Source organism: Streptococcus sp. k-90 (genome assembly GCF_013277565.1).
Lineage (GTDB): Bacteria > Bacillota > Bacilli > Lactobacillales > Streptococcaceae > Streptococcus.
In genome coordinates, this window is sequence record NZ_VMNE01000002.1 from 44,670 (window position 1) to 56,935 (window position 12,266).

Annotated in this window: 13 protein-coding genes and 1 pseudogene; 8 read left to right on the forward strand and 6 right to left on the reverse strand. The window is 37.7% G+C overall.

The window, feature by feature from the left end:
• Position 1: 1 nt before the first annotated feature.
• From pbp2X to rsmH, 3 genes are read right to left on the reverse strand one after another with little or no spacing between them, the layout of a single operon-like run.
• Positions 2-2,254: a penicillin-binding protein PBP2X gene (pbp2X, locus tag HT734_RS00765; RefSeq protein WP_173277978.1), complete on the reverse strand. Its 2,253-nt coding sequence runs from the start codon at positions 2,252-2,254 to the stop codon at positions 2-4.
• A gap of 3 nt (positions 2,255-2,257) precedes the next feature.
• A complete protein-coding gene (gene ftsL, locus HT734_RS00770; RefSeq protein WP_000227825.1) occupies positions 2,258-2,575 on the reverse strand; it encodes a cell division protein FtsL in 318 nt (105 codons plus the stop codon).
• Between the two features lie 9 nt (positions 2,576-2,584).
• Entirely contained in the window at positions 2,585-3,535 is a 951-nt protein-coding gene (gene rsmH, locus HT734_RS00775) for a 16S rRNA (cytosine(1402)-N(4))-methyltransferase RsmH (protein WP_061758851.1), read from the reverse strand.
• 167 nt (positions 3,536-3,702) lie between these two features.
• Between rsmH and HT734_RS00780 the strand changes: the two genes are divergently transcribed.
• The 8 genes from HT734_RS00780 to HT734_RS00815 all read left to right on the forward strand — a co-directional run bounded on the left by HT734_RS00780 (position 3,703) and on the right by HT734_RS00815 (position 8,400).
• Positions 3,703-3,897, forward strand: a complete 195-nt coding sequence (locus HT734_RS00780) for a helix-turn-helix transcriptional regulator (RefSeq protein WP_001082471.1) — start codon at positions 3,703-3,705, stop codon at positions 3,895-3,897.
• A 15-nt stretch (positions 3,898-3,912) separates the two neighbouring features.
• Positions 3,913-4,455, forward strand: coding sequence for a DUF3278 domain-containing protein (locus HT734_RS00785; protein WP_173277976.1), 543 nt, complete (start codon positions 3,913-3,915; stop codon positions 4,453-4,455).
• A 10-nt stretch (positions 4,456-4,465) separates the two neighbouring features.
• Positions 4,466-4,792: a hypothetical protein gene (locus tag HT734_RS00790; protein WP_061758853.1), complete on the forward strand. Its 327-nt coding sequence runs from the start codon at positions 4,466-4,468 to the stop codon at positions 4,790-4,792.
• 26 nt (positions 4,793-4,818) lie between these two features.
• The gene (locus HT734_RS00795) at positions 4,819-5,397 is read left to right on the forward strand and encodes a DUF3278 domain-containing protein (protein ID WP_061758854.1); all 579 of its coding nucleotides are present in this window, start codon (positions 4,819-4,821) and stop codon (positions 5,395-5,397) included.
• A complete protein-coding gene (locus tag HT734_RS00800) occupies positions 5,394-5,870 on the forward strand; it encodes a glutathione peroxidase (protein WP_173277974.1) in 477 nt (158 codons plus the stop codon). The genes HT734_RS00795 and HT734_RS00800 overlap by 4 nt, the downstream gene beginning before the upstream one ends.
• Before the next feature lie 447 nt (positions 5,871-6,317).
• Positions 6,318-6,854, forward strand: coding sequence for a YqeG family HAD IIIA-type phosphatase (locus tag HT734_RS00805; protein WP_228343429.1), 537 nt, complete (start codon positions 6,318-6,320; stop codon positions 6,852-6,854).
• On the forward strand, positions 6,838-7,674 hold the full coding sequence (locus tag HT734_RS00810) for a VanW family protein (RefSeq protein WP_061758857.1): 837 nt from the start codon (positions 6,838-6,840) through the stop codon (positions 7,672-7,674). Before HT734_RS00805 ends, HT734_RS00810 begins: the two co-directional genes overlap by 17 nt.
• A gap of 57 nt (positions 7,675-7,731) precedes the next feature.
• Positions 7,732-8,400, forward strand: coding sequence for a hypothetical protein (locus HT734_RS00815; RefSeq protein ID WP_061758858.1), 669 nt, complete (start codon positions 7,732-7,734; stop codon positions 8,398-8,400).
• Between the two features lie 218 nt (positions 8,401-8,618).
• Here HT734_RS00815 and tnpA read toward each other — a convergent pair.
• From tnpA to HT734_RS00830, 3 genes and pseudogenes are all read right to left on the reverse strand, one after another.
• Positions 8,619-9,133, reverse strand: a pseudogene (gene tnpA, locus HT734_RS00820) (IS200/IS605 family transposase).
• 418 nt (positions 9,134-9,551) lie between these two features.
• Positions 9,552-11,024 (reverse strand): peptide MFS transporter, encoded by a 1,473-nt coding sequence (locus HT734_RS00825; protein ID WP_173277972.1) that lies wholly within the window; start codon positions 11,022-11,024, stop codon positions 9,552-9,554.
• A gap of 939 nt (positions 11,025-11,963) precedes the next feature.
• On the reverse strand, positions 11,964-12,266 hold a 303-nt coding region (locus HT734_RS00830; protein ID WP_173308458.1), incomplete at its 5' end, for an N-acetylmuramoyl-L-alanine amidase family protein.

Here is a 12,266-nt window from a genome sequence, read left to right on the forward strand (position 1 = left end):
ATTAGTCTCCTAAAGTTAATGTAATTTTTTTAATGTCCTTGATGGCTGTATTAGCACGAACATCTTGCTTCTGCACAGTGGAGCCCGAACCTTCAAATTCAAGTTCTATATTTAACCACTTAGAAAAAGCTTCTGCGGTTGCTTTTGTCCAACCATACATATCTGGAACTTCCTCTGCTTTATCAGATAAGAGGAGAACTTGCTGGTTAGGTGCAAGATTGGTCCCTTCTTCTACAGATGATTCTTTAATCTTTGTTCCTGTTCCCACAACGATTGGTTGCACAATATTGCGACGTAGTTCTTCTGCTAAATCTCCAGGGGATATGTCCTTGATACTAGGCATAGCATAAGAAGTCTGACTACTTATTTGATCTAAGGCTTTGGCTGTTGATTGAAGATTAAGGGAATCTTTCATGGCCACTGCCCTTTCCAAGATAGGATTGGCGAATTCTCCCAACTGGATCCCTGAATAATGCTCAGGTTGTTGAACTGTTACATACAAGATAAAATCAGGATTTTCAGCCGGATTCATCGATACAGCCGAAAAAATATAATTGGTAGAACCAATCAAATATCCTCCATTTTTCTCATCCGCAATCTGGGCTGTACCGGACTTGAGAGCCACATTTTGACCAGGAACAGTTACAGTTGGCTTGCCTGTACTGTGGTTATGCATAGTTCCATAAACAGGATCAGTTCCTACTAACACCATATGAGTTCGAGTTAAACTTGCCGCATCTTTAGAAACAGGATTCCCCACAACTTCTTTTTGAGACTTACGAACAGATTGATTATTGGAATCATAAATTGCACTAATAAATTTAGGCTCTAACATAATTCCATCATTAGCGATCGCTGTAAAAGCACGTAGCATTTGGGTTTGGGTCACTGAAATCCCTTGTCCAAATGAACTCTGGGCAATATTGACAATATTGTCAGCAGGAAGTTGGCCTGCATATTCATCCGTCAAACCAAAACGAGTCGGAACACCAAATTTAAAGCGACTTAGATAATCCAGCCAGGTAGCATCTCCCATCTTTTGCTCCAGAAGCGTCATCCCAACGTTACTTGAGTGCGCAAACCCTTGAGAAAAGGTCATCATTCCTCCGCCAGTTAATCCTTCATTGACGTCCCAATCTCGGATAGTAGCATCTGCCACTTTTAACTCACTACTATTGAAGACTTCTCCTCCTGAGAAAGTGTTATTGTCAATAGCAGCCGCGAGTGTCATGACCTTCATGGTTGACCCTGGCTCATAGTTACTTTGATAGAGGATATCACGCCAAATAAAGTCCTTAGTCAACCCTTCCTTAGTATCAGCGTCGAAGGTTGGTCTCTGCGTTGTTGCAAGAATTTCTCCCGTTTTAGCACTAACCAAGGTTGCTGTCATATACTTGCCTTTTACTTTTTCTTGAAAGACATTCATCTGTGTCTCCATGAAAGACTGAAGGGTGCTGGAAATCGTTGTATAAACATCCTTGCCATCTACCGTTTGTTGGGAAACTTGTTCCGTTCCGGGTACAACATTACCTAGACGATCCTTTTCATAAGTAATAATGCCATCTTTCCCTGCGAGAATACTGTTCAAGGAACTCTCCATCCCAGAAGTTCCCAGCAAACTCTTGCTCCCATCTTCATTTTCATGGAGCTGAGCTAAACCAATAAAACTAGAAGCGAATTGTCCATTTGGATAGCTTCTGTTAGGGCTAGTTGTAAAGTCAATTCCTTCAACACTAGCGTCTTTCAAATCCTTTTTAATAGCTATCATATTGGCATAGGTAATCCCATTTCCTTTGGCACCAAAGGAAACTTGAGTCAGATTCGGTTGAGACAATTGTTCTTTAACATAAGACTCGTCCATATCCAAATACTTATGGAAGACCTCTGCTACCTTATTAAACTGGGCATCTTCTACATAAAGAATTTTACCCGTTGCTGATTTGTATTTTTTATCAATAACAGCATAGACATTATAGGAGGTTGCGTCCTCAGCAATCGGGACTCCATTTCGATCATAAATAGTCCCACGTTTGGCAGGGACTGTACGAGTTATTTGGTGAACTTTCTTAGCCTCTTTTACTAGATCTGTTCCAAATTTACTACCACTTCCGATAATAACAGCAAAATTGACCAAAAAGACAGCGAAAAGTACGACAGCTAACAAGCTGATGTACTTCCCCACTATTTTACGGTTTTCTGCTGGAGATTTACGGTTTCTAATCGCAAATCGGGTTATTCTTTTTGTCCACTTCATATCTTACTCCGCTGATCGAATATTCTCGTTATTCAATTTTAAGTCCTTAGAATTTGCGATTTCTTTCAAGCGTTCTGCCCTCAACAATTCATTTACCTCTTGTTTGGCATCATCCAATTCTGTCTTCTTCTCCTCTATCTGCGCATTGATTTTTGTCAAATCATTTTGTACTTGTAGGAGTCGAGTCTGCATAAAGATAATACTCAATGCCAAAACGAGAGCTGTAAACGCAATGGAGAGATAAAAAGCCTTCTCCACACGGGAGAATTTTTTTATACGACTCTGCAAGAATTGACTGGTTGTTTCTTTCTTATCTACCATTTTTTCCTCTTACTTGTGAATTTTTCTTGCCACGCGCAACTTGGCTGAGTGCGAGCGGTTATTGGCTTCTAATTCTTCTGCACTTGGCAAGATTGGCTTACGGGATACCAATTCCATCTTGGGCTTGAGATCATCCGGGATGAAAGGCAAGCCTTTGGGAACTTCAACTGTTGAAGCTTCCTTGAACAATTGCTTGGTCAAGCGGTCTTCTAGCGAATGGAAGGTAATCACTGAGATTCTAGCATCTATAGCCAACATCTCCATAGCCTGCTGGATAGATTCATCTGCTGCTCCCAGTTCATCATTGACTTCAATTCGAATAGCCTGGAAAATCTGCTTGGCAGGATGCCCCTTCTTCTTGAGTTCCTTGGCAGGTTTGGCCGACTTGATAATGTCTGCCAATTCAGTCGTTGTCTCGATTGGCTTTATTTCACGCGCTTGTTCAATCTTACGCGCAATCTGTTTAGAGAATTTATCCTCGCCATACTTAAAGAAAATACGAACCAAGTCATGATAGTCATAGTGGTTCACCACTTCATAAGCTGTCAGACTAGCATCCTGATTCATGCGCATGTCCAGTGGCGCATCCTTTTTATAAGAAAAACCACGCTCACGCTGGTCCAGCTGAGGACTAGACACTCCCAAGTCATAACAAATTCCATCAATTTCCTGAACACCAGCTTCGCGCAAACGGGCCTGTAAATGACGGAAATTGTCCTTGATAAAGGTTACCATCCCTTTTTCGATATAGGGTGCCAAACGTTTTTGCGCGTTGTCAATGGCATTCTGGTCCTGGTCAAAGGCATAGAGATGGCCTTTTTCACTTAATTTACTTAATAAATATTCGCTGTGGCCTGCTCCACCTAAAGTCGCATCAACGTAGATACCGTCAGGCTTTACGTCGAGCATATCAATCGTTTCGTGGAGTAAGACCGTTACATGATGAAATTCTTTTGTCATATCTTATCTATTTTACCACAAATCCGACCAGCTTGCACTAGTCAGACAAATAGGCCACAAACAAGTAAGAATTTCTTTAAGAAATATGTCAAATATGCTTGACATCTACTTCACAGAAGAATATAATATAGTCAAATATATGCGACACAAACCAGAAAGGAGAATAGATGAATCGTGTGAAAGAATTTCGCAAGGAACTAGGCATTTCCCAGCTCGAGCTCGCCAAGGATATCGGTGTCTCGAGACAAACCATCAATATGATTGAAAACGACAAGTACAATCCAACCCTGGAACTCTGTCTCAATCTCGCTCGTAGCCTCCAAACTGACCTCAACAGTCTCTTTTGGGAGGATAATTTTTAAAAAAGGAGCCAACTCATGAAAAAAGAAGCCTTCACTGAAAAATTTATCAAACGCATTTATGGCATTTCAGGACCACTTGATGAACACAAACGACGCGAGGCTGATCGTATCGGCAATCAAGTTTTTATCATCCTCTTTTATCTGATGACATTTGGAAATCTCATCCCCTTTGTCCTCGCTTATAAATACCCGCAAATTGTCGCTATCGGCTATCCTATTGTGGTATTCGGCATTTCGATGATTTCTGCTTTCTATGTGCTCTCCCAAACCAAAAAAACAGGGATTACAGCTATTGATCCAGATATGCTGAGTGAGAAAGAAAGCAAGCAACTACATTACCCAGGTCTGAAAGCAGGTTTGTTCTTTGGTCTATGGATATTTTTTATAACTCCTCTTCTCGATATACTCATAGGTGAAGGTCAGGACTATTTTCAGTCTCTTCTCACTATAAGAAATGGTGTATCAAGCATTCTCGGTTCTATCTTCTTCGGGGCAAGCATACAGTTCCTCATCTCCCGTCGCATTGCAAAAGCCAAGAAAAATCAGGATGAGTATTAGGAGGTGCCCTATGAAATCACTAGTAACTTTACTTACCTATCATATTTTGTTCAGTTCACTGCTCATCTTCATCATCGTTTCAGGGAACTTGCCAATCGACGAGACATTCCTCGTGCTAGTCTTTATTCTAGCACTTAACAAAGGACTGACTTATCTAAAGATTGACTCCCCAAAAACGCGCACACTTAACTTAGCACTATACTTTATAATTCTATCTTTTCCACAACTGATGCTCATCTCAAGCGGTTGGAAATATTATTTACTGCTGACTATCGCTAGCCTTTCTTCTATCACTTATCTTTATTATCTCTATCAATTCGTAAAAGAAAATCAGTAAAACCGCTCATTTAGGAGGTTACTAGCATGAAAAAAGAAGACTTCACCACTCGCCTACTTCGAAATCTCTTTCACATTCAGGGCCCTTTTGATGAATGCCGACAAGAGATTATCCACAAGGCTTGTGCCCGTTCCATGGTCCAAATCGTTTATTCTTCCTTCATTCTCTTCTTGTTTTATCTGTTATTTGGACGCTTCATAGAAGCCGTTCGCTATGCTATGCCCTACGTTTACTCTGGACTCATTTTTTTCATTACTTTAAAAACTCAAAGAGCCGTCAAAGAACTCCATCTGGAAAAAGATGACAAGTCAGAAATCATCCTCAAAACCTACAGCAAAGCCCAAATCAAATTTCGAAGCTGGGTTGTGTTTATCGATATTCAGATTGGTCTCTTTACCTTACTCATCTTTCATAAAGTCTTCGTTCAGCAGATGTCCTTTTCAGATTTTGGGAAGTTGCTCATGCAAGTCGATAAAAGTGTTCCTTTGCTGATGTATGGCCTGATTATCGGTAGCATTTTTGGAACCATGACCTACGGATTTCTATCACTACAGGAGGAAAAAACTCCTAACAAGATCACACAGAAGGAGAAAAGCAATCAATGACTTCACTATACGATTTTTCAGTTTTGAACCAAGACAATCAAGAAACTCCACTAGATGCCTATCGTGGGAAAGTTCTCTTGGTTGTCAACACTGCTACCGGATGTGGTTTAACGCCCCAGTACCAAGGACTTCAAGAACTCTATGATCGCTATCAAGAACAAGGTTTTGAGATTTTAGACTTCCCTTGCAATCAGTTTATGGGACAAGCACCCGGTAGCGTAGAGGAAATCAGCAACTTCTGTAGCCTAAACTATCAAACCACCTTCCCACGCTTTGCCAAGATCAAGGTCAACGGCAAGGAGGCAGATCCCCTCTATGTCTGGTTAAAAGACCAGAAATCTGGCCCACTAGGAAAACGAATCGAATGGAATTTCGCTAAATTTCTCATCGGTCGTGATGGGCAGGTCTTTGAGCGCTTCTCTTCAAAAACAGACCCAAAACAGATTGAAGAGGCGATACAAAACCTACTATAATTTCACAATCTCACTTTGATTAGGTCTCCTTTAGCCTAATGAATAGTGAGATTTTTAATTAACTTTGACTTAAATAGCCATTCCATATAATGAAGAATGCAGTATTGTAAATTGTAATTGATAAAACTGCTAGTCAAAAAAATCTGTTTCATATAGCTGTTTCTAATACATCACCCTCATCTAACAGTTTTCAAGCTCAATAAATGTAGGGTGCTAGTCTTCAATTACATTCGGACTTAAAACCTAATAAATACTCTTAAAACTAAATGATGTTCAAAATCCCCCTTCATAATTATCATATTTTTTTAGATACACCTATGCCTACACTTCACTTTCATCAGCTATCAAAACCTAAACATATAATAGCACTGTTGACCTTGTTCTATATATGTGCTAGAATTATTGATATATATTCAATGAAAGGCTTTACACCAAATGTTCCCATTCATGCCGGCAGCACGAGCAAAAAATGTTTTTGATATCCCTTATCAAAGCTTATATCAAATTGGTTTTAAGGGTTTAATTTTTGATATCGATCAGACTCTTGTGATGCATGGTACTCCTGCCACAGAACAAGTTATTGAACTATTTCAAAATCTCAAAGTCCTTGGTTTCCAAATTTTTCTTTTATCAAATAATGACGAGGAAAGAATAACAGAATTTAATAAACATCTATCCGTTCCTTTTATTCCTCTTGCAGAAAAACCAAATCCTAAGAATTTTCAAAAAGCTCTTGACATGATGCAGTTAAAACCTTTTGAAACTGTGATGATTGGAGATCAACTTTTCACAGACATTCTGGGAGCTAGTCGAGCAAATATTCCCACTATATTGGTTGATTTTTTATATGATCCTAAAGAAGGCGGGATTGGCAAAAAACGATGGGTTGAAAAACTAATACTATCTACTTACCCATTTTTCAGACAAAAAAATAAGCATTTAGATGTGATAAAGAAGGAGAAAGAGCATGGTTTTTTGGAATAAGGACCTATTATTTTGTGAAATTAGTCCTACCACATATAAAATCTCTTTAAAAAAAGAAAATCTCAAACGACATATCCAAAATTTTAAAGAAGGAAAGAAATTCTCAAAAGTTCGTCAAGAAAAACTCCTACCTAACGTGGTTTCATCATACTCTACTCAGTTGATCAAGCGCGGTCCTGGTATTGATATCAATCTCCAGAAAGGCAAAGCAACTAACATTCATATTGCAGCCCAATCTTTGAACCATATTATGATTTACCCTGGAGAAGAATTCTCTTTTTGGAGTTTAATTGGAAATACAACAAAAAGAAAAGGATACTTAGAAGGACGAGTCATTATTAACGGCAAAGTGGAACCCGGTATCGGAGGCGGACTCTGCAACCTAGCTAATCTACTCCATCTTTTAATTGTTCATAGTCCCATGGAAATCACGGAATTTCATGCACATTCAGATGCACTAGATCCAGATAAAGGAAAGCGAAAACCATTTGCAAACGGAACATCTGTCCAATACAATCATCAAGATTACCGTTTTAAAAATTCAACTAACCAAATCATTCAATTACGAACATGGGTTGAGAATGAAATACTCTTCGGAGAATTACGAAGTGAAGCCCAGTTCCCATTCATTTATCAAATTGTCGAAGAAAATCATCATTTCAAAAAAGAGGGGGAACATTATTATCGTCACTCCATGATTTATCGTGAAAAGCTTGATAGAGTAACTGAACAAACATTAGAAAAAGAACTTGTTTTGAAAAATCATTCAAAAGTCATGTATGATCCCGATCTCATACCTACAGAAATGATTAAACAATAATCTAAATCTTCCGATATCATGAAAAAATGACTTAAATTCAAGGTAAAAGGAACTATTATGAACAACACACCTAAATTAATCGTTATGCTGACGCACAATGATCACACAGTTGAAAATGCTAGTGAAATTTTCGAATCATGTAAACACTCTAACGCTGAGTATTGGGGTTTTAAAGAAAAACCACTTCCTATTTCTGAAATGAAATCGTTATTCTCAAAAATGAAATCTTGTGGTAAGACTACTTTTCTTGAAGTTGTTGAATATGACGAAGAAAGTGGACTCCAAGGTGCACGAATAGCTAAAGAATGTGGGTGCGATATTTTAATGGGGACTGTCTTCTTTGATTCAATAAACCAATTTTGTAAAGAAAACAACATAAAGTATATGCCATTTGTTGGACAAATTACGGATCGTCCATCTATCCTAGACGGTTCTATCGAGCATATGATTTCTCAAGCAAAAGAATATCTAGCAAAAGGAGTTTATGGATTTGACCTGCTAGGTTATCGTTATACAGGGGATCCCATTGAGCTGAACAATACTTTTATTCAAGCTGTCCAAGCACCCGTTTGTTTGGCTGGAAGTATTGATAGCTATGAACGTTTGGATGAAGTCATTGAAGCAAATCCTTGGGCTTTTACAATAGGAAGTGCATTTTTTGAAGAAAAATTTGGTACAAAAATTCATGAACAAATTAATAATGTTTGTAATTACTTAGAAAAATAAGCTTTATAGCATAAAAAGAAGACAAGCCTGGTAAAAAACTCAATTTCAAGAGAAAATGAAGTAAATCTTTCCAACAATCATGATCACCCGTCAAACGGGTGGTTTGTCCCAGGGCTATAATCCCAAATTACCAGCCAGCGCCTGAAGACGCTGGCTTTCACGTTGTTCAAGCCTTATTGCTCTTGACTCGTCACTTGCCTCTTAAAGAGGCTTTAGTATTACTTACCACTATCCCTAAAGGGACCCTCATATTCTTTTACACTCAATTTATCTAGTGCTATATCATGCTTTACCTCGTTCTCAAATTTTCATACTCGTGAAGAAATCATCCACTGGATAATTTCTTTAATCTTGAATATATTTCTTAATTGTAGCTTCATTGAGTCCCACCGTACTCATATAATAACCTTCCGCCCAAAAATACCGATTCCCAAACTTGTACTTGAGATTGGCGTGTTTATCAAACATCATGAGTGCACTTTTTCCTTTTAAATAACCCATGAAACTCGAAACACTTATCCTTGGTGGAATACTTACTAACATATGTACATGGTCTGGCATTAAGTGACCCTCGATAATTTCAACTCCTTTATAAGCACACAAGCGATGAAATATTTCACCTAAACTACTTCTATATTGATTATAGATAACTTTTCGTCTATACTTAGGGTGAACACAATGTGATAGAATAGTCCCACTTTATGTGCGATAAACTATGAGCCTTTTGTGCCATATTTTTCTCCTTTCGTTTTACAATTGGCTTGAACACCTTTATTGTATCGCGTTCGAAGTTTTTTTGGGGTATAACCTTCGACGCGCACCCGCATAGCGGGTGGTTTTTTTGTCTCGCACCTAACGGAGCGAGACTGACTAATAGTCGCATAATAAAAAGTAGACAAGTGTCTATTAGAAAAATCAGAAACATCCTGAATTTTATACTCAATGAAAATCAAAATGCAAACTAGGAAGCTAGTCGCAGGTTGCTCAAAACATGGTTTTGAGGTTGTAGATGAAGCTGACATGGTTTGAAGAGATTTTCGAAGAGCATTAATCAAACTAAAAGGACTCAGCCCTGTACAATACAGAACTAAATCCCATGAATAAATAATTGATTTAACTTTTAGAATCCCTACAGAAATTCCAGTTTTTCTCTATTTGATACCAGACATTAGTTTTTCAATACGCGGAACGTAGAAGAGTAAGATAATACTGAATACAATCGTAATTCCTCCAACAATTCCATAGTAAGCAACTTCGGTCTCGCTTGTATAAAATTTTACAATTTGAGCATTGATAGCTTGGGCAGCAGCATTACTCAAGAACCAGATAGACATCATTTGTGCTTGGAAGGATTTTGGTGCTAGCTTATTAGTGACTGATAGACCAATCGGCGAAATCAGCATTTCACCCACAATTACAATAGCCCAACTCATAATCAACCAGAAAGGACTGACCTTAACATCTGTCCCAAAGAGCATCCCTGGTAACATCATCCACAAGAAGGATAAACCTGCCGCAAATAAACCATAAGCAAATTTCTTAGAAGAGGATGGTTGCTTTTTACCCATTTTCCCCCACAACCATGCAAAAATCGGCACATAAATCATAATGAAAAGGGGATTAATACTTTGGAAAAAGCTAGATGGGAAATGAATTTGATTCCCAAATACATTAAAGTAAAGTCGAGTTTGATCATCCGCAAATAGAGCGAGAACAACAGAACCCTGTTCCTCAATAGACCAGAAGAGTACTCCAGCGATAAATAGAGGAATGTAGGCAAATACTCGGGATCTCTCAGTGGCAGTTATTTTCTGACTAGATAAAATCTTGAAGAAATAGTAGATTGGAATAATTACAGCAATCACTGTAAAGATATTAACAATCATATCCACATTAAACTGGTGAGTAAAGACTAAACCTATAACCACGAGAATAACTACGACAAGTGCAATCAGCAAACGTTTAATCAAGCTCTGCTGCTCCTTCTGTGAAAGTGGATCAGTGGGGTAAAGGCTTGATTCAGGCAGGTATTTCTTCCCATCCAAAACATACTTCACCAGACCAAAGAACATCCCAATGGCAGCTAATGAGAAACCTAAATGGAAATTGACTTCCTGACCTAGATAACCCACTAGATAAGGGGCAACAAAGGCACCTAAGTTAATCCCAAAGACAAAGATACTAAAACCTGCATCCCGTCTATCATCCTCTTTCTCATAAATTCCCCCAACCATATCTGAGATATTGGGTTTTAAAAATCCAGTTCCAAAGATAATCAAGGCAATAGAAAGATAGAGAGCCACTTGTCCAAAAGGTGTTGCCAAAGCGATATGTCCTAGCATAATCAGAATCCCACCGTAAAAGACAGTCTTACGGCTTCCTAAAATACGGTCACTGACAAAACCACCAATAACCGAGGACAAAAATACCAGCGAGCCATAAATAGCCATAACCGATGCAGCCGTAGTCTTATCCATCCCCAACCCACCATCTTGCACACTATAGTACATATAGTAAAGTAGGATAGCTCGCATCCCATAGTAAGAAAAGCGTTCCCACATCTCTGTAAAGAAGAGGGTGGACAAGCCCATAGGGTGTCCAAAAAATGTTTTCTGTTTTTCCATACATATTCTCCTTAAAAATATAATAACTTATTTTACAGAATTTTCAAACGAATGTCAAACAAATTATGTTTTTTTAGAAAATTTTCTGAAAAATCTATTTAGATAAGTTTCTACTTTATCCTCAATTAAAAAATACCAGATAGAGATCTAATTAAGTAAGAAAGTATAAAAAAGAACACCCCGAAAGGTGCTCTTTGTAAATATAGTAATTCTTTCGAATTAACGTTTACTAAATTGTGAAGCTTTACGAGCTTTCTTAAGACCTGGTTGGGGCACCACTTATTTCATCTAATTTCAAAGTGCTTTAAAATCAACGTTTTCATAAGTTTTCAAAACATAAAATTTCAACTAATTTTAATCAATTTCATCAAAATAAGGTAAACTTTCATAAAAAATAAGCAAAAATCGAACCAGAATATCAAAAGTTTCCCTTATTTAGTTTTACAGAAGTGAAATAGGGATTCACTACACGTCAATATACGGTAGAAACCTTGATTTAAAGCGATTCTTGAAATTTCAAATTTCACTACATTGCAATAAAAATCAGCCGAATCACTACCTTTTTTTGAAATAAGAATATTGATTCGGACAATTAAAAGTAAGAGGAACTCAAATGTAAATTGGAGTTCCTTTTTTGTATATTTTTCAAATAACGCCTCTACACTATTTGTAGCAAATTCACCACTACAGTTTTATCTTAGTTAAAATAAGTTAGAATATGTAAGTGAGTATCAGATATACCAAGACATCGTCACCATCTAAGGTATATTCAAAATACAAAAGTTGACCAACTAGATTTCTGAATATCCTTATATATCCATTCTCAAAATTGGTTTAAATAGCGTAGTCTTTTAAACTAGTTTTGAGAATCTAAAAAATCTTCCTACATATGTAAGAAGATTTTTTAGTTCAGAATGATTAGATTTAGCTAATGGATACCTATCCTACCCACTCACCGTTAGCATTGACTCGATAGCCATCGGGTGTAGTGGTGTTTACTAATAAATCTCCTGAATTATAGGTATAGTACCATTTACCAGAAACTGTAAACCAACCTGTCTTCATAGCTCCAGCAGTATCAAGATAATACCATGATCCTTTGTCTTTAACCCAACCAGTAGCCATTGAACCTGATTCGTTTAAGTAATACCATAAGCCTTTATCTTTAACCCAACCAGTAGCCATTGAACCTGATTCGTTTAAGTAATACCATAAGCCTTTGTCTTTAACCCAACCAGTAGC